Consider the following 18,251-nt stretch of genomic DNA (forward strand, 5'->3'; position numbering starts at 1 on the left):
AGCATTAAGAACCATGGCTTACGTAATGTCGATCATGGCGCTCGACCCGATCCGGAAATTTCCCAGTTCGCACTACGCTGACCGGCGCCGCTTTTTCATCGGTAATGAGCGTACTGAATGCCATCAGAATAATAAAGAAAGCAACAAATTCAGCGCTGATTAACAGTACGTCCGTAAGGCCATAAATCAGCATCGATAGCATAATGAAAAACAACAGCAAATTATTACGCCGAAGAGCAAGCAGAACACCGCCGATATAGAACCCCAGAAGCAGGACTAACCCAATCACGCCCTGTAACGAAAAGGTATCAATCAGCTCGTTATGCAGATGGACGTTAATGTACATCATCGCGGTTTTATTCTCCGGATGAGTCTGAACATAATCAGCGCTTAAACGCTCACGGCTCTCCATCGATTGCCCAAGCGGTTTATGGACTCCGTTATAAATGCCCAGCGTCCACATCGAAAATCTTGCTCCCAGCGACGTATCGTCATTACCGGTCTGATAAGACGAGATCTCATGCACCGTCTGGAGAATTTTAGGTTTAACATGGGCGTTAAAGTTAATCCCCACAATACACAGAATAACCACCGCCACGCCCAGCATTGGTTTAAGCGGAATATTTTTTTTGAAGTTAAACAGTGTTAACAAGAAGATCAATATCGGGTAGACCCCCATCGCCGCCCGCGTACCGGTGAAGATAATATTCAGGTATGAGATAAGTATCACCGCGACAGCCAACATATAAGCCGATTTTTTGCGTAACTGGAACAACGCATAGATAAACGCCAGCGACAGCGTTGAATAGATATAAGCGGCAATCGTGGGGCGACTGATCGCCATCTCAATACGCTGCATCCCCTGCCATTCCTGAATAAAACCATATCCGGTTGCCAGTAACAGACTCACTCCCGAAACAATAATAAAAATCTTCTTCGCCATGTCGCGATGGAGATGATATTTAAAGCTATCCAGGTATAACACCAGAATACTGCCCAGCAGCAGTTTTTTACCGCCGAGAAAGTGGTCATTATAATGGTTGACATGACCATTCCTGACCTCGAAAAAGAGAAACCATAGCAGCTCCATCGCCCCCATGATCATCGGCAACAGAGCGACCTTCAGGCGTACTTTTCTGAGATTTTTGCGTTCAACAACGAATCCCAGTACGCTGGCATATACCGCCAGATAGAAAAAAACACGCTGCTGAGCGGAATCCAGCAGCAAAAATAGTAATGATATCGCCGACAGTATTATTGTCAGCATATAAGTATTGCGGTTTATCTTTTCCATAATGCCTGGATTGCCTTTTTCTTATAACTTAATCGCACGTCGCCAGACATAAAAAATCCCGGTGACAATGTTGCCTTTATCTTTTTTTCAACAATATGAGTCTGTTTTTCAGTCAAGAAGCGGGCATATTTCAGATAAATATCCAGCCAATGACAGTAAATCAGCCACTGAAATGAGGGAGGAAAGACGATTTCCATTTTTCTCGTACAGTTAACTAAATTACTAATTTTTGCTCTATCCAACGCACTGGAGAGGCTATTTTTGCGTTTAATATAATAATAATGTCCCTCTTTCTGAAACCAGATATTTTGCGACCGCATCAGAAAAGAGGGGAAAACGGCGAAATCCTCGTAGCAGGTCATGGCGGGTATGGGCTCACAAAGATAAATATCCTTACGAATAAATTGACCAATTAAATGCGCCTGAAAATCCTTATGGATCAGAAAACGACGAATGGCCTCGTTCTGCGTGAGTTTAATCGGGGAAAAACCCGCCCAGTGGTTATCAATCGTGCCAGGGTCACGGGTCTCAATCAGATGCGTCAGCAGCAAATCGGGGCGGTGTTGCTTAAGAAACGCCACCGCATCACGCAGACTTCGGGGCTTAAGGAGATCATCATCGTCAACCATGGTGATATAGTCACCACGGGCCATCCGTACAGCAATGTTTCTGACGCTCCCGACATTCCTCATCTGAACTTCTTGTATCTGAACCGAAGAAAAGCTTTGTGCATAGCGCTCAATAATTTGCTGTGTTCTATCATGAGAACTGTCATTAAGAATGATAACTTCAACATCATTTTCACAATCAATGGCCTTTTTTACACTTTTCAACGTTTCAGCAAGAGTTAGCTCACAATCATGGGCTGTGACGACAATGCTTAAAAAGGGCATAAGGGCACTCCTGTTGGATAGCCTGTTTTATAAGTTTATATTTCGAGCAAATAGGATAAATCTTAAAATATAACATCCAGATAGTATTAAAAATCTATTTATTATAGTTCCAGCCAATTTTAGTAGAAAAACAAATAACTTGTAACAAAAAAAGAAACCATATGAAATAATTTGTATCGAAATGTAATTTTAGGAAAATAAATTTATCAGAATTATTATCTGGAATCAGATCAAAAAATAAAATTTAGTTATTCAACAAGATGTTGATATAGCGCATAGTGAAGTCAACTGATTAATAAAAGTCGAACCGTCTTAAAAACAACCACTGCATGTTTTAATGAGAAAACAGTTGAGATAATTCGCATACGCTCAGATAGATAATCATCAGAATATGACGCATTGTCTATTACACTAATTCTTAATTTCATTATTAGTATGACAATGTCTCAAAAGACGCTTTTGGTTACTTATGCAGAGTAAGAGCCTATCCCATTAGGGCTATTTTGCTTGCCATTTTGAACCAGGGCAGTGCTCAGAATCTTCACGTACTACGTGTACGCTCCGGTTCTTCCGCGCTGGCCGTGTTCAAACTGTCTGCGCCAATAACGCCTGGTGGGATAGGCTCTAAGTTATGGCTTAAAACCGTCCGTGCCAGACTAAAATACGCTCATTCCGTCAGTCTTCATATTACTGTTATCGCTCAAAAGGCGTTCCAGCCTGCGTTTATGCAAGAGTGATGCAAAAGAGATTTTGCTATGCAGATCAATGCCATTGGTCGCGGCGCCGGGAATCGACTGCGCCCTTAGCGGCGATTAAGTCCGGCGGCGAAAAGTACGACGCCACTCTGCCGGGCTGACGCCAAAACGCGATTTAAACTGCTGGCGGTAAGTTACCGCAGAGAGATAACCCACTTCCTCCGCCACCTGCTCAACAGGCAAATCCCCGGCTTCCAGCAGGAGCTGGCTGCGGCGCAGACGTTCCGCAGACAGCCAGTCGGTAAGGCTCATACCTGTTGCTTTCACGAAATGGCGGGTCAAAGTACGGCGGCTCATTGCAGCCACCTGCGCCAGAGAGTCAAGATTGTGCGGCTGGCAAATATGCTGCTGGAGATACTCAAGCAGACCGTTAATCCGCGTATCTCGGGTGCTTTTCGGTACGGGCTGAGCGATAAATTGCGCTTGCCCGCCTTCACGGTGCGGAGCGATTATCATCCGCCGGGCAATCTGATTCGCCGCCAGGCTACCGAAACGCTGGCGAATAATATACAGGCAACAGTCGATCGCCGCCGCAGTGCCCGCCGAAGTGATAATCCGCTCATCGTCCACGTACAGGGCATTAATATCCAGACGCACTTGCGGGAACAGGCGTTGAAAATCCTGCTCAAATGCCCAGTGTGTTGCAGCGCGTTTACCGTCCAGTAATCCGGCGTAGCCCAGCACAAATGCCCCGAGGCACAGACCGACCATTTCCGCACCGTTATTGCGCGCGCGCAGCAGACTATCGAGCAACGACTGAGGAGGACGTTGATTCACCGCCCCCCAATATGGCACCACAACAATATCCGCCTGCTCCAGGATCGAAAAGTCGCCGCTGGCATTTAGCATAAAGCCGTCGCGAGCGCTCTGAAGACCAGGCCGTTCGGCGCAGATATGCAGATTAAAGCGTTTGGTTTCCGAGACCGTATCGCCAAATAGCATACAGGGAACCGAGTAATGAAACGGGCTAAACCCGTCCACCGCCACAATCGCCACTTCCGTTAGTTTCATCGCCCGCTCCGGCTTTAAAAAAACATACTTTCCCCATCCTGCGGGATGCTGATCGCATCGGCAATCCGATTATCAGCCACGTACTGCTGCAGCTCATCCCGGCTCAGCAAACAGTGGTTCACCGCTTCCATATGGCTGGCGACAATTTTGGCTTCCGGCAGAGTGAAGTGCGCCTTCAGTACATCTTCTTTACCCATAATGATCGGCCCAAAAGCGATGACGTGAGCATACCCGACATTCAGTACGATGACGTCCGGATGTAGTCTGACCATATCGGCTTCAACCTCATCGCGCCAGATCGTGTCACCCACTAGCCATAACGTTTTTTCCTGCGGATGACGGAAGACGACCCCACAGGCTTCGCCCAGACGTTCAGCCATCGCCGGAATAGCATAAGTACGGTCGCTACCGTGCTGACCTGACGTCGTTTTCACCAGGGAGATATCAGCAAACTTGCCGTGCGCTGAAAGCAGATGAATATTGCAAAAACCCTGCCCGTACAGTAGCTGACCATCGGCTTGATGCTGGACATAAACCGGTAACGTTTTGGGGATCGCGGCGATCGCCGCCGCATCCCAGTGATCTTCATGCGTATGGGTGACGATAACAGCATCAACGTCAACTATCTCTTTGACAGGAAAAGGCAGATCCACCAGCGGATTACGCAACTCACTACGCGCAGTACCGGCGAATCCCGACCAGGCGCCTTTGTCCGCCAGCATAGGATCAATCAAAAATCTTTTACCTGCGTATTCAATAATCTGAGTAGCATTACGGATATGGGTGATTTGCATGATGTTCATTCCTCTTCGCAGTCATCTGATAAACATCGTACCTGTCACCGTCCTGGCGAAATATGGCCGTTTGGTCAATGAGCGATGAGATTGGGCCAGTTTACGGCAGCCGCCATATGCGCAATACAGAGGGCTGTGCCGCACACGCAGCGGCGCTGATGCACAAGGTGAGATCGATATGGCGACTGGCGGACAACGGACGTTTTCCCGCGCGAGACGGTGGAGCGAACCGCAGGAGAAAACGGGGCGCTTTAGCGTAGCGGCTTCAGCATCCGCCAACGAAACCACAACTGGGCGACGAGGATCAGCACACCACCGATAATCTTCTGTAATGGCAGTTGTTCGCCGTACCACAGTGCGGCGGCGATCACCGTCAGCAGCGGTTCCAGCACCATAATAATCGCAGCGCTGGCGACCGCGGCATACTTCTGCCCCTTCATTTGCAAACCGAAGCGTAGACTGGTCGCAATAACGATACTGGCCAGCAGCCAGCCAAAGGTCGGCAGCGTAAACGGCTGATCCCAGCTTTCAAAAGCGGCGGAGATCCCCAGTCCGACAATCCCGGTAATACCTAACTGTACGGTAGTCAACGGGATCAGCGGTACCTCGCGGGCGCAGTTGCTGGTGTAGCAAAACCAGATTGACTGTACCAGCGCAGTGAGCAGAAACCAGCCCTGGCTGGGATGGAACGCAATCGGCATATGCAGACTCAGTAATCCGAGGCCGATAACCGCAACCGGCAGACACTCCCAGTATGCCCGCGCCGGTCGCGCCTTCATCATCACCCAGGCGGTAAGCGGCACAAACAGCATCGACAGGCTCATAATAAACGCCCCTTCACCCAGCGATGGAGTTGTCGATACCGAATAGATCCACAGACACAGGTTTAGCGCAAACCACAGGCCGCTGATAATGATGCGCGGCCAGTGCTGCTTGTTGACGCGATAACCGCGGCAGAACGGCAGCAGCAACAGCGCAGCGAAGAAAAAGCGCAGACCAAGGAAGGCGAAAACCGGCATGCCGGCAATCGCTTCACGGGAAAAAATCCATCCGCAGGCGGCGATAACCGTCGCGGCTATGAGCAACAAATCTGCCTGGCGTTGCCGGGTCATCGCCACGCCTCCTTGTGTTAATCGTTACCAGCCGGGAACCGCACCGCCGTTGAAGATAGTCTCAGCCGCCTTCGCCACTTCCGGTGACTGGTAGGACTGTATAAATTCTTTTACGTTTTCCGCATCTTTGTTGTCTTCACGGGTCACGATAATGTTCACATACGGCGAATGTTTATCTTCAATAAAGAGACCGTCTCGTACCGGCGAAAGTCCTGTCTGCTGAAGATAGGTGGTGCTGATGATCGCCACGTCAACTTTCGGGTCATCAATGACCCGCGGCAGTTGCGCCCCTTCCAGCTCCATGATGTTCAGGTGATGCGGATTGTCGGTAATATCGACCGCCGTCGGCAGCAGACCAGTACCTGCCTTGAGCGTGATCAGCTTCTCTTTTTGCAGCAGAAGCAGCGCACGCCCCAGGTTGGTCGGATCGTTAGGAATCGCAATAGTCGCGCCGTCTTTCAGTTCAGCGACAGATTTGATTTTGCGCGAATAGCCCGCCATTGGAAAGACGAAAGTATTACCAACTGCCACCAGGTGATAGTTGTGGGCTTTGTTATCCTGTTCGAGGAACGGCCGATGCTGAAAAACATTCGCGTCCAGATCACCGGCGTTGGTGGACTCATTCGGCAACAGTGAACCGCTAAAGCCCACCAGTTCGACATTGAGGCCATATTTCTCTTTTGCCACTTTCTTCGCCACTTCCGCCACATCCTGCTCAGCGCCATTAATGACGCCGACTTTAATATGTTTCGCATCACTGCCCTTCTGGTCGCAGCCCACCAGCAACAGGCCTGCCAGCATGACAGCGGCGGCTGTCCGTAAACGCAAAGTCATTGTTATTACCCCGTTAATCCATACAGAATTATTATTTTTCCGTATAAAACTATAACGACTTCCGGGTTGGGTTTTAAACTGCAAAAGCGGCAACTGGAAATAAAATCATCTTCCCCGGCTTACGCGCCCCCGTACCATGCTGAAGACAGGATCAGCCGATTTGCCAAATCATCAGCAGTTGATAACCCGGCTTCTGGTAAAACGGCAGCGCCTGAAAGCTGAACGTATCCACCAGCATATGATTGCAACCGCACCACCGCGCGGGGTTTTCCGCTTCTTGCATCAACTCGCGCCCCAACCCGCTGCCGCGAGAGGCTTCCCTGATCCACAGATACTCAATGCACAGCCAGCAATTCCTCCCGATCGGTGGGTTGAATGTTATTTGTTATTATCAGCGTCACCCGTCATCTCCACCTTTTATTTTTTACAGACCATTTCCTATTCGGTTTTCACAAAATATCCTTTTTTTCTCCATTATTCCCTGACTAAAATTAAGTCATTAAAATTTGTGTAAAAAGCCTTTCCATCATTCAGCACTGACGTATAATGGAGAAAATGAGAATAACTATTCTCATTATTTTAAATCAGGGTTATCCGATACCCTAAATAATTCGGGTTGCTTAAAAGCGGCAAGGGCGTGAGTCCCCTGGAGCATAGATAACTATGTAACTGAGGTGTTCGAGCGTAGCCAACGCATAAGCAACTTAAAGTATGACGGGTATATATGTACGCCCTGTGACAGGCAAAACGTCCTGGTTCAGAGTCTGTAATCACTATCTGATACCATCTTGCCGTCAGAGGCATTATCTAAAAAACCGGTTAGTTCATAACGGTAATATCAGCGTCATTTACTGCAAACAGGAATATTTATTTTCCATTTTGTTATTTTATGCTTGCCCGGAGATGCATCATCGTCTACCCCATCACCCCGACTGTGAGTTTTACGGGGCGGACGTCGTTCATCCTGAGAAAATATAATGAAATACACTATAGCCCCCATCGCAATAGCATTATTTCTCCTTAGCGGATGCGATAATGCACAAACATCCTCCCAACAACAACAGCTCCAGGAAGTGGGCGTCGTCACCCTGAAAAGCCAGCCAGTCCCGGTGGTGAGCAACCTTACGGGCCGTACTACCGCTTCGCTTAGCGCCGAAGTGCGGCCGCAAGTCGGCGGTATCATACAAAAACGCCTGTTTACCGAAGGCGATATGGTCAAAGCCGGACAGGCGCTGTACCAAATCGACCCGGCCAGCTATCGGGCGACGTTCGACGAAGCTGCCGCATCGCTGAAGCAGGCCCAGGCGCTGGTGACAGCCGATTGTCAAAAAGCCCGGCGCTACGCGGTGCTGGTCAAAGATAACGGCGTCTCCCGTCAGGACGCCGACGACGCGCTATCGACCTGTAACCAGGACAAAGCCAGCGTCGAGTCGAAAAAAGCGGCGCTGGAGAGCGCGCGTATCAACCTGAACTGGACAACAGTCACAGCGCCCATTTCCGGCCGCATCGGCATCTCCTCGGTCACGCCGGGCGCGCTGGTTTCCGCCGATCAGGATACTGCGCTGGCAACGATCCGCGGTCTGGATACGATGTATGTCGATCTCACCCGCTCCAGCGTCGACCTGTTGCGCCTGCGTAAGCAAAGCCTCGCGACCAACAGCGATACGCTTAACGTGACCCTGACCCTTGAAGATGGCAGCACCTACAACCAAAAAGGCCGTCTGGCGCTGACCGAAGTGGCAGTGGATGAATCCACCGGGTCGGTGACGCTGCGCGCAATCTTCCCCAATCCGCAGCACATACTGCTGCCCGGGATGTTCGTTCGCGCCCGCATTGATGAAGGCATCATGAACGATGCGATCCTCGCCCCGCAGCAGGGTATCACCCGTGACGCCAAAGGCGACGCTATCGCGCTGGTCGTCGACGCTCACAATAAAGTTGAGCAACGCAGCGTAGAAACCGGCGACACCTATGGCGACAAGTGGCTGATAGTCAAAGGTCTGAAAAGTGGCGATAAGCTCATTGTCGAGGGTTCCAGCAAAGTCGCCCCCGGCCAACAGGTGAAAGCCGTTGAAGTCAAAGAAACCCAAAATGACGGAGATAACGCCTGATGTTCTCCCGTTTCTTCGTGCGACGTCCGGTTTTCGCCTGGGTTATCGCCATTTTGATTATGCTTGCCGGGGTTCTGGCGATCCGTACTCTGCCGGTCGCCCAGTATCCCGACGTCGCGCCGCCGGCGGTAAAAATCTCCGCCACCTACACTGGCGCCTCTGCGGAAACGCTGGAAAACAGCGTGACCCAGGTCATCGAACAGCAGCTTACCGGGCTGGATAATCTGCTCTATTTTACCTCCACCAGCAGCTCGGACGGTTCAGTCAGCATCACCGTGACGTTCGAGCAGGGTACCAACCCGGATACCGCACAGGTTCAGGTACAGAACAAAGTCGAGCAGGCCAAATCACGCCTGCCCAGCGAAGTGCAACAGTCCGGCGTGACGGTGGAAAAATCGCAGAGCAGCTTCCTGCTGATCCTCGCGGTATATGACAAAAATAACAAAGCCACCAGTTCCGATATCTCCGACTGGCTGGTCAGTAACATGCAGGACCCGCTGGCGCGTCTTGAAGGCGTCGGCAGTCTGAAGGTTTTTGGCGCGGAACACGCCATGCGTATCTGGATGGATCCGACCAAACTGGCTTCCTATTCGCTGATGCCCTCTGATGTGGAATCAGCAATAGAGGCGCAGAACGTGCAGGTCTCCGCCGGTAAAATCGGCGCGCTGCCCGCATCCAGTCATCAACAGCTGACCGCGACGGTCCGCGCCCAGTCACGGTTGCAAACCGTCGACCAGTTCAAAAATATTATCGTCAAAAGCAAAGCCGACGGTTCGGTGGTGCGCCTGAGCGATGTCGCCCGCGTCGAAATGGGAAGTGAAGATTACACCGCCTCCGCCAACCTCAACGGCCACCCGGCCGCGGGGATCGCGGTGATGATGGCCCCAGGGGCCAACGCCCTGAATACCGCGACGCTGGTGAAAAGCAAGATTGCCGAATTCCAGCGTCAGATGCCGCAGGGCTACGAAATCGCCTACCCGAAAGACAGCACCGAGTTTATTAAAATCTCGGTGGAAGATGTGATTCAGACCCTGTTTGAAGCCATCGTCCTCGTCGTCTGCGTGATGTATCTGTTCCTGCAAAACTTCCGCGCAACGCTGATTCCGGCGGTCGCGGTTCCGGTGGTGCTGCTGGGAACGTTCGGCGTACTGGCGCTGTTTGGTTACTCCATCAATACCCTGACGCTGTTTGCGATGGTGCTGGCGATCGGGTTACTGGTAGATGACGCCATCGTGGTGGTGGAAAACGTCGAACGTATTATGCGCGACGAAGGGTTGCCCGCCCGCGAAGCCACCGAAAAATCAATGGGAGAAATCTCCGGCGCGCTGATCGCCATTGCCCTGGTCCTCTCGGCGGTGTTCCTGCCGATGGCCTTCTTCGGCGGCTCCACCGGGGTGATCTATCGCCAGTTCTCGGTCACTATTATCTCGGCGATGATGCTGTCGGTAGTGGTCGCGCTGACCTTAACCCCGGCGCTGTGCGGGTCGCTGCTGACCCATTCTAAACCTCATACCAAAGGCTTCTTCGGCGCCTTCAACCGCCTGTGGGGGCGCACCGAACAGGGTTACCAGCACCGGGTAGTCGGCGGCCTGCGCCGCTCGGCGGTGATGATGGGTGCCTTTGTGCTGATTTGCGGCGGCATGGCGCTGGCGATGTGGAAACTGCCGGGCAGCTTCCTGCCGACAGAAGATCAGGGCGAAATCATGGTCCAGTACACCCTGCCCGCCGGGGCGACGGCAGTGCGTACCGCCGAGGTCCGGCGCCAGGTCACCAACTGGTTCCTGACCACAGAGAAAGCCAATACTGACGTTATCTTTACCGTCGACGGCTTTAGCTTCAGCGGTAGTGGGCAGAACACCGGGATGGCTTTCGTGTCGCTAAAAAACTGGTCCGGACGTAAAGGTGCGGAAAATACCGCCCAGGCTATTGCTCTGCGTGCCAATAAAGAACTCGGCCGCATTCGTGACGCCACGCTGTTCGCCATGACCCCGCCTTCGGTGGATGGTCTGGGGCAGAGCAATGGCTTCACCTTTGAACTGATGGCCAGCGGCGGCACCGATCGTGATAGTCTGATGAAGATGCGCAGCCAGCTGCTGGCAGAGGCGCATCAAAGCCCAGAGCTGCAATCCGTGCGCGCCAACGATCTGCCGCAGATGCCGCAGCTCCGGGTGGATATCGATAATAATAAAGCGGTGTCGCTTGGGCTGTCGTTAAGCGATGTCACCGATACTCTCTCCAGCGCCTGGGGTGGGACCTACGTCAACGACTTTATCGATCGCGGTCGCGTCAAAAAGGTCTATATCCAGGGGGAAAGCGACGCCCGCGCCGTACCGTCCGACCTCGGAAAATGGTTCGTCCGGAGTAGCGACGATAGCATGACGCCGTTCTCCGCCTTCGCCACCACCCATTGGGAATACGGACCAGAAAGCCTGGTGCGCTACAACGGCTCCGCCGCCTTTGAAATCCAGGGCGAGAATGCCAGCGGGTTTAGTTCTGGCGCGGCGATGGACAAGATGGAAGCCTTAGCCAATAAGCTGCCTGCCGGAAGCACCTGGGCCTGGAGCGGCATGTCGCTGCAGGAAAAACTCGCCAGCGGCCAGGCGATGAGCCTCTATGCGATCTCTATTCTGGTGGTATTCCTGTGCCTCGCGGCGCTGTATGAAAGCTGGTCGGTACCGTTCTCGGTGATCATGGTGATCCCGCTCGGGCTGCTTGGCGCGGCGCTGGCGACATGGATGCGCGGTCTGAATAACGATGTCTACTTTCAGGTGGCGCTGCTCACCACTATCGGCCTGTCGTCAAAGAACGCCATCCTGATCGTTGAATTCGCCGAATCGGCGCTGGAAGAGGGCTACTCCCTGTCGCGTGCCGCCATGCGCGCTGCGCAAACGCGTTTACGCCCCATTGTGATGACCTCGCTGGCGTTTATCGCCGGGGTTCTGCCGCTGGCAATCGCCACCGGCGCTGGCGCCAACAGCCGCGTGGCGATTGGTACCGGGATTATCGGCGGGACCCTGACGGCGACGCTGCTGGCAATCTTCTTCGTGCCGTTGTTCTTCGTGCTGGTGAAACGTTTCTTCACCCGCTATCGTTCTTCTCAGGAGTAAGCTATGTTTCGTTTTTCCCTCGTGTTTGTTGCGCTCCTGACGGCAGGCTGTGTCTCTCTCGATCCGCACTATGAGCGCCCGGCGGCGCCCATTCCCGCCACCCTGCCCGGTAGCCACGGCGAGGCAACCGCGGTAGTGAATGACTGGCAGCAGGTGGTGAATGACGCCCGCCTCAAAAAAGTGGTGAGTATTGCGCTGACCAGCAACCGCGACGTGCAGAAAGCGCTGGCCGATATCGAAGCCGCGCGCGCCCAGTTTGGCGAAACCCGCGCCTCGTTATTCCCGACCCTCGACGCGGAACTGAGCCATACCCGCAGCAAAACGGTCGCCAATGGGCTCACGTCGTCATCGGAAGCCGACGGCGCGGTTTCCAGCTTTGAGCTGGATCTGTTCGGCAAGAACCAAAGCCTGACGCGTGCGGCGCGGGAGACCTGGCTTGCCAGTGAATACACCGCGCAGAATACGCGCCTGACGATGATCGCCGACCTGACCACCGCCTGGATAACGCTGGCGGCGGATAACAGTAATCTGGCGCTGGCTCAGGAAACGATGGCCAGCGCGGAGAATTCACGCAAAATCGTCACCCGCCAGATGGACGTAGGTACCGCTTCGGCAAGTGACCTCAGCGATGCGGAAAGCGTCTATCAGCAGGCGCGCGCCAGCGTCGCCAGCTACCGTACGCTGGTGGCGCAGGATAAAAATGCGCTCAATCTGCTGGCCGGAGAAACCGTACCGGATAGTCTGCTGCCCGGCACGCTGGAGAGTCTCGGCGGCCACAGTATCGCCCTGGTCCCGGCGGGTGTATCCTCTTCGGTACTGCTACGTCGCCCGGATATTCAGGAAGCAGAGCATAATCTGAAGAGCGCTAACGCCGATATCGGCGCGGCGCGGGCCAACTTCTTCCCGTCGATCTCGCTGACCGCCAGCGCCGGAGTTGGTAGCGACTCGCTCTCTTCTCTGTTTAGTCACGGCATGCAGGTGTGGTCATTCGCACCGTCCATTAGCCTGCCGCTGTTTACCGGCGGCAGTAATCTGGCGCAACTGCGCTATGCTGAAGCGGAGAAAAAAGGGCTAATCGCCACCTATGAGAAGACGATTCAAAGCGCCTTCAAGGACGTGGCCGATGCGCTGGCGCGCCGGGAAACGCTCAACGAACAGCTGGACGCGCAGAAAAAATATGTCGCGGCGGAACAAAAATCGCTGGATATTGCGATGAAGAGCTACCAGGCCGGCATTGGAGATTACCTGTCGGTGCTCACCGCCCAACGGACGCTGTGGTCGGCACAGGCAACGCTAATCTCTCTTCAACAAACCGATCTGGAAAACCGTATTACTCTCTGGCAGTCGCTGGGAGGCGGAGCCAGTTAACGCTTATTCCGGGCGGCAACGCCCGGTATGCTGACAAGGAGCCAGTAAATATGTCCCGAATATCCCTCTCCTGGGTGGTGGTTCTCGGGTTACTCAGTGCCATCGGGCCGCTGTGTACCGATTTCTATCTGCCCGCGCTGCCGGAAATCACCCAACAGCTTAACGCCAGCGGCACGCAAACCCAGCTATCGCTGACCGCGGCGCTGATTGGACTCGGCCTTGGCCAGCTTTTTTTTGGCCCGCTGAGCGACCGGATTGGCCGTAAAAAACCGCTGGCGCTTTCTCTGCTGCTGTTTATCTTCTCCTCGGTGATGTGTGCGATAACCTACGATATTCATATGCTGATCGCCTGGCGTTTTCTGCAGGGCTTCGCCGGAGCGGGCGGTTCGGTGCTGTCACGCTCCATCGCCCGTGACCGATACCAGGGCACCCTTCTGACCCAGTTTTTCGCTCTGCTGATGACCGTCAACGGCATCGCTCCTGTGCTGTCGCCGGTGATTGGCGGCTGGATCATCACCGCGTTTAACTGGCGCATTCTGTTCTGGGCTATGGCGGCTATTGGCATCATATTGCTGCTGCTCAGCCTGGTGGTTCTCCATGAAACGCTGCCGAAAAAAAGCGCCGCTTCCGTGACACAGCAGCAGACTGATACTCCTGTGCTGAAAAATCGCCGCTTTATGCGCTACTGCCTGATTCAGGCCTTTATGATGGCCGGTTTGTTCTCTTATATCGGCTCATCTTCGTTCGTTATCCAGAATGAATACGCCATGAGCGCGATGCAGTTCAGCCTGCTGTTCGGCCTTAACGGTATCGGGCTGATTATCACCGCGCTGATTTTTTCGCGTCTGGCACGCCGCATCAGCGCCGAGCCGCTACTACGCAGCGGCCAGGTGCTGGCGGTGACATTTGCTGTCATCACTCTGTTGTTTGCCTGGCTACACCTGTCGACGCTGGCCCTGATCGGCTTGTTTTTCACGGTTTCCATCATGAGCGGAATCGGTACCGTGGCAGGCGCGGAGGCAATGAATGCCATCAACGCTCGCCAGTCCGGCACCGCGTCGGCACTGCTCGGTACGCTGATGTTTGTCTTTGGCGGCATTGCCGCGCCGCTGGCCGGGATCGGCGGTGAAACGATGCTAAAAATGAGCCTTGCCATGACTCTTGCCTACCTGGCCTCCCTGCTTATTGGCCTGAAAAAACCACACGTCAGCGAATAACATCCTCTGGCGGTAATAAAATATTCCAATTTTATTACCGCCATGTTTCCCGCTCTTACTGAAATCTCCTATTATTCATAACATCCCAATCGTGATAATCTTCACACGAAAGGAATAATTAATTCCTTATACTGCCTGTCACTGTGAATAATGAGGTTCTTATGAGTATCGACCTGAGCAAACTGCCGACCGAGCGCCGAAACGCCAATAGCGCCAATATTGACACCCTCTCCACCGAAGAGATGCTGACGGTGATTAATCAGGAAGATCAGCTGGTGGCGCACGCGATCACCCCCTGGCTGGCACAAATTGCCCAGGTCGTGGATAAGGTTGCGGCGGCGCTGCAGGCAGGCGGGCGGTTGATTTACATTGGCGCTGGGACTTCGGGTCGTCTGGGGATCCTTGACGCCAGCGAGTGTCCGCCAACATTCGGTACCCGCCCTGAGCAGGTGGTGGGGATCATCGCGGGCGGCCATAAAGCGATTCTGAGCGCCGTCGAAAACGTTGAAGATAACAAAGCGCAAGGCGCGATGGATCTGCAAAACCTCAGCGTCAGCAGCGGTGATGTGCTGGTCGGCCTGGCCGCCAGCGGGCGCACGCCATACGTGATTGGCGCGATGGAATATGCCCGCAGTCAGAATGCCTTTGTCGCTATGGTCAGCTGTAACCCACACGGCGAAATGGCGCAACTGGCGGATGTCGCCATTACGCCGGTCGTCGGCCCGGAAGTAGTGACCGGCTCAACGCGTCTGAAGGCGGGTACCGCGCAAAAGCTGGTGCTGAATATGATCTCCACCGGCGCGATGATCCGCATCGGCAAGGTCTACAGCAACCTGATGGTGGATGTTGAAGCCACCAACGCCAAACTTATTGAGCGCCAGGTGTCCATCGTCATGGAAGCCACCGGGTGCGATCGCGTGACCGCCCAACGTGCGCTGGATGCCTGCTCCCGCCACTGTAAAACGGCCATCGTGATGGTGCTGGCTGATTTAAGCTCCGCAGAAGCCGGGGCGCTGCTGGCGAAAAATAAGGGCTATATCCGCAAGGCGCTGAGCCGCGCCTGACCGCTGACGAACAGGTAATCTGCAATGGCAAAAATAAATAAAGAAATGATAGTGCGGATCCTCAGCCACGTTGGCGGGGCCGGGAATGTCGCGCAGGCAGGCAACTGTATGACCCGCCTGCGCCTGACCCTGCGCAATGCGTCACAGGCCGATAGCGAGGCTATCCGTCAGATTGACGGCGTGATGGGGGTTATCATCAGCGACGAACAGTTTCAGGTGGTATTGGGTCCCGGCAAGGCGCAAACCGCAGCGGAGATAATGAATGCCCTGCTGGAAGAGACCCCTAGGGAGGTCCCCTCTCTGGCCGATGTCACCGCGGAGAAAAAACAGGCACTGAAAAGCAAGCAAACCAGCGGCGTACAAAAGTTTCTCGCCAAATTTGCCACCATTTTCACGCCGCTGATCCCCGGTTTTATCGCCGTCGGCCTGCTGCTGGGGTTTGCCACCCTGGCGGAGCAGATGTTTATCCTCGAAAATACCCATCCGAATGCCGCGCTGGTGGCGCTGATCGGTTATATGAAGGTCTTCAGCAAGGGGATGTTTACCTTTCTGAGCATCCTGATCGGCTATAACGCCCAGAAGGCGTTCGGCGGCTCCGGGGTGAATGGCGCGATTATCGCGGCGCTATTTGTTCTCGGCTATAACCCGGAAGCCACCAGCGGTTTTTATTCCGGTATCTCGACCTTCTTCGGGCAAAGTATCGACCCGCGCGGCAACATTATCGGGGTGCTGATCGCCTGCATTATCGGCGCGTGGGTGGAAAAGCAGGTGCGCCGTATTATGCCCGCCAACCTCGATATGATCCTCACCTCAGCGGTGACGCTGCTAATAATGGGCGCGATAACCTTTACCGTCATTATGCCGATTGGCGGCTGGCTGTTCACCGGGATGTCATGGCTGTTCCTGCATCTTAACGGCAACCCGTTCGGCTCTGCGGTGCTGGCCGGTCTGTTTCTGCTGGCGGTCATGTTTGGCGTGCATCAGGGCTTTGTGCCGGTCTATTTCGCGCTGGTGGACGCGCAAGGTTTTAACTCGCTGTTCCCGATCCTGGCGATGGCCGGAGCCGGGCAGGTGGGCGCGGCGCTGGCGCTGTTCTGGCGGGCAAAGCATGGTTCGCTGCTGCGCACCCAGATTAAAGGGGCGATAATTCCCGGCGTGCTCGGTATCGGCGAACCGCTAATTTACGGCGTCACGCTGCCGCGAATGAAGCCGTTTATTACCGCCTGCCTCGGCGGCGCCTGCGGCGGGTTTTTCCTCGGTTTTATTGCCTGGATGGGGTTACCGGTCGGCCTGAATACGGTGTTTGGCCCTTCCGGGCTGGTGGCGCTGCCGCTGATGACGTCCGGTAGCGGCATCTATGCCGGAATGGCGATATATGCCGCGGGGCTGGCAGTGTCTTACCTGTGCGGCTTCGCGCTGACCTGGCTGTTCGGCAGTAAAAATGTCGATTTAAGTTAAGGTGCCGCCCTGATTAACATCGCTGACCACGTCAGTTTGCGGCAATGGCCCGGTGGCGCAACGCTTACCGGGTTACTCGTTCCCATCAATAGCGCCGAAAACCGCAGAGATCAGCAACGGACCAAATCGTCTGAAAACCATCTCCGCCCCCACTGTGCGGGCGCACTCATGCTATGATGCGTCTTTGCGATATTTCACCTGAGGGAAAGATGGGCTCCAGCAAAAAAGGAATGCTGAATGTACTGATAGCCGCCGTGCTGTGGGGAAGTTCCGGCGTCTGTGCACAATTCATTATGCAGCAAAGTCAGATGTCATCGCCGTTTCTGACCATGACCCGCCTGTTGTTCGCCGGCATGATTATCCTGATGCTCTCGTTCGTTCACGGCGATAAAATTTTCCGTATCCTGCAAAACCACAAAGATACCTTCAGACTGCTGATCTTCTCCTTATTTGGCGCACTGACCGTACAATACACTTTCCTGATAACTATCGAAAAATCAAACGCCGCCACCGCGACGGTGCTGCAGTTTCTGTCGCCGACGATTATCGTCGCCTGGTTTGCTGTCGCCCGTAAAATGCGCCCCAATCCGCTGGTGCTGGCGGCTATCTGTACTTCGCTCATTGGCACATTTCTGCTGGTCACCCACGGCAATCCGACAACCCTGTCGATTTCCCCCGCCGCGCTCTTCTGGGGAATTGCCTCGGCGTTTGCTGCCGCCTTCTACACCACCTATCCATCAACGCTGATAGCCCGCTACGGAACCTTGCCGATTGTCGGCTGGAGCATGCTGCTCGGCGGTGCGATGCTGTTACCGTTCTATGCCGGGCAGGGCAATCATTTTGTGGTTACTGGCGGTCTGCTGTTGGCGTTTTTCTACCTGGTGGTTATCGGTACATCGCTTACCTTTAGTCTTTATTTGAACGGCGCACAGCGGATTGGCGGCGCGAAGGCGGGTATTCTCAGCTGTGCGGAACCACTGAGCAGCGCCTTACTTTCCCTGCTGTTGCTGGGCATTACCTTTACCCTTCCGGACTGGCTGGGAACGCTACTGATTCTCTCATCGGTGGTGCTGATAGCCCTTGATTCACGGCGGCGAGTGAAAACGACCTGACGATAATCTGGCGGCACTGGATGCTATCAACGCATCAGGCTGTGAACGCCAGAGATCGACTCGTCTCGGGAGTATGGCATGGTAGATACGCCGGTCAGCCGCATCCATTCCGGCCGGGGGA

At 54.0% G+C, this 18,251-nt stretch carries 13 protein-coding genes and 1 pseudogene; 7 read left to right on the forward strand and 7 right to left on the reverse strand.

The features are described 5' to 3' along the window. Positions 1-4: 4 nt before the first annotated feature. The 7 genes and pseudogenes from FN037_RS22635 to FN037_RS22665 all read right to left on the reverse strand — a co-directional run. A complete protein-coding gene (locus FN037_RS22635) occupies positions 5-1,294 on the reverse strand; it encodes an O-antigen ligase (protein ID WP_142503205.1) in 1,290 nt (429 codons plus the stop codon). Then, complete coding sequence (locus tag FN037_RS22640; protein WP_142503206.1) at positions 1,282-2,187, reverse strand: glycosyltransferase family 2 protein; 906 nt, start codon at positions 2,185-2,187, stop codon at positions 1,282-1,284. The genes FN037_RS22635 and FN037_RS22640 overlap by 13 nt, the downstream gene beginning before the upstream one ends. An 812-nt stretch (positions 2,188-2,999) precedes the next feature. After that, positions 3,000-3,953, reverse strand: coding sequence for a GlxA family transcriptional regulator (locus FN037_RS22645; protein ID WP_138360946.1), 954 nt, complete (start codon positions 3,951-3,953; stop codon positions 3,000-3,002). Positions 3,954-3,967: 14 nt separating this feature from the next. Next, positions 3,968-4,747: an MBL fold metallo-hydrolase gene (locus FN037_RS22650; protein WP_142503207.1), complete on the reverse strand. Its 780-nt coding sequence runs from the start codon at positions 4,745-4,747 to the stop codon at positions 3,968-3,970. Between the two features lie 251 nt (positions 4,748-4,998). Then, on the reverse strand, positions 4,999-5,859 hold the full coding sequence (locus FN037_RS22655; RefSeq protein WP_142503208.1) for a DMT family transporter: 861 nt from the start codon (positions 5,857-5,859) through the stop codon (positions 4,999-5,001). A 24-nt stretch (positions 5,860-5,883) separates the two neighbouring features. Next, on the reverse strand, positions 5,884-6,693 hold the full coding sequence (nlpA, locus tag FN037_RS22660) for a lipoprotein NlpA (RefSeq protein ID WP_138360943.1): 810 nt from the start codon (positions 6,691-6,693) through the stop codon (positions 5,884-5,886). Between the two features lie 151 nt (positions 6,694-6,844). Then, positions 6,845-7,042, reverse strand: a pseudogene (locus FN037_RS22665) (GNAT family N-acetyltransferase); the annotation flags it as partial. 628 nt (positions 7,043-7,670) lie between these two features. On the opposite strand from FN037_RS22665, the gene FN037_RS22670 reads away from it, so the two are divergent. The 7 genes from FN037_RS22670 to FN037_RS22700 all read left to right on the forward strand — a co-directional run bounded on the left by FN037_RS22670 (position 7,671) and on the right by FN037_RS22700 (position 18,130). Beyond that, complete coding sequence (locus FN037_RS22670) at positions 7,671-8,804, forward strand: efflux RND transporter periplasmic adaptor subunit (RefSeq protein ID WP_138360942.1); 1,134 nt, start codon at positions 7,671-7,673, stop codon at positions 8,802-8,804. After that, complete coding sequence (locus tag FN037_RS22675) at positions 8,804-11,911, forward strand: efflux RND transporter permease subunit (protein WP_142503210.1); 3,108 nt, start codon at positions 8,804-8,806, stop codon at positions 11,909-11,911. The genes FN037_RS22670 and FN037_RS22675 overlap by 1 nt, the downstream gene beginning before the upstream one ends. Before the next feature lie 3 nt (positions 11,912-11,914). Beyond that, on the forward strand, positions 11,915-13,279 hold the full coding sequence (locus FN037_RS22680; protein WP_142503211.1) for an efflux transporter outer membrane subunit: 1,365 nt from the start codon (positions 11,915-11,917) through the stop codon (positions 13,277-13,279). Between the two features lie 50 nt (positions 13,280-13,329). After that, a complete protein-coding gene (locus FN037_RS22685; RefSeq protein WP_142503212.1) occupies positions 13,330-14,496 on the forward strand; it encodes a multidrug effflux MFS transporter in 1,167 nt (388 codons plus the stop codon). A 161-nt stretch (positions 14,497-14,657) separates the two neighbouring features. Beyond that, complete coding sequence (murQ, locus tag FN037_RS22690) at positions 14,658-15,560, forward strand: N-acetylmuramic acid 6-phosphate etherase (protein WP_142503213.1); 903 nt, start codon at positions 14,658-14,660, stop codon at positions 15,558-15,560. Between the two features lie 24 nt (positions 15,561-15,584). Next, positions 15,585-17,018, forward strand: a complete 1,434-nt coding sequence (murP, locus tag FN037_RS22695) for a PTS N-acetylmuramic acid transporter subunit IIBC (RefSeq protein ID WP_142503214.1) — start codon at positions 15,585-15,587, stop codon at positions 17,016-17,018. Positions 17,019-17,227: 209 nt separating this feature from the next. Further along, positions 17,228-18,130 carry a DMT family transporter gene (locus tag FN037_RS22700; protein ID WP_308562220.1) on the forward strand — a complete coding sequence of 301 codons (903 nt, stop codon included), beginning with the start codon at positions 17,228-17,230 and terminating at the stop codon, positions 18,128-18,130. Positions 18,131-18,251: the final 121 nt, after the last annotated feature.

This window comes from Klebsiella sp. 2680 (genome assembly GCF_900198535.1).
Lineage (GTDB): Bacteria > Pseudomonadota > Gammaproteobacteria > Enterobacterales > Enterobacteriaceae > Klebsiella > Klebsiella indica.

Coding starts and splice junctions, on each gene's coding strand:
- FN037_RS22700 (WP_308562220.1), top strand. CDS start 17,228: ATGGGCTCCAGCAAAAAAGGAATGCTGAATGTACTGATAGCCGCCGTG.
- FN037_RS22650 (WP_142503207.1), bottom strand. CDS start 4,747: ATGCAAATCACCCATATCCGTAATGCTACTCAGATTATTGAATACGCA.
- FN037_RS22640 (WP_142503206.1), bottom strand. CDS start 2,187: ATGCCCTTTTTAAGCATTGTCGTCACAGCCCATGATTGTGAGCTAACT.
- FN037_RS22675 (WP_142503210.1), top strand. CDS start 8,804: ATGTTCTCCCGTTTCTTCGTGCGACGTCCGGTTTTCGCCTGGGTTATC.
- FN037_RS22670 (WP_138360942.1), top strand. CDS start 7,671: ATGAAATACACTATAGCCCCCATCGCAATAGCATTATTTCTCCTTAGC.
- FN037_RS22680 (WP_142503211.1), top strand. CDS start 11,915: ATGTTTCGTTTTTCCCTCGTGTTTGTTGCGCTCCTGACGGCAGGCTGT.
- murP (WP_142503214.1), top strand. CDS start 15,585: ATGGCAAAAATAAATAAAGAAATGATAGTGCGGATCCTCAGCCACGTT.
- nlpA (WP_138360943.1), bottom strand. CDS start 6,693: ATGACTTTGCGTTTACGGACAGCCGCCGCTGTCATGCTGGCAGGCCTG.
- FN037_RS22635 (WP_142503205.1), bottom strand. CDS start 1,294: ATGGAAAAGATAAACCGCAATACTTATATGCTGACAATAATACTGTCG.
- FN037_RS22655 (WP_142503208.1), bottom strand. CDS start 5,859: ATGACCCGGCAACGCCAGGCAGATTTGTTGCTCATAGCCGCGACGGTT.
- FN037_RS22645 (WP_138360946.1), bottom strand. CDS start 3,953: ATGAAACTAACGGAAGTGGCGATTGTGGCGGTGGACGGGTTTAGCCCG.
- murQ (WP_142503213.1), top strand. CDS start 14,658: ATGAGTATCGACCTGAGCAAACTGCCGACCGAGCGCCGAAACGCCAAT.
- FN037_RS22685 (WP_142503212.1), top strand. CDS start 13,330: ATGTCCCGAATATCCCTCTCCTGGGTGGTGGTTCTCGGGTTACTCAGT.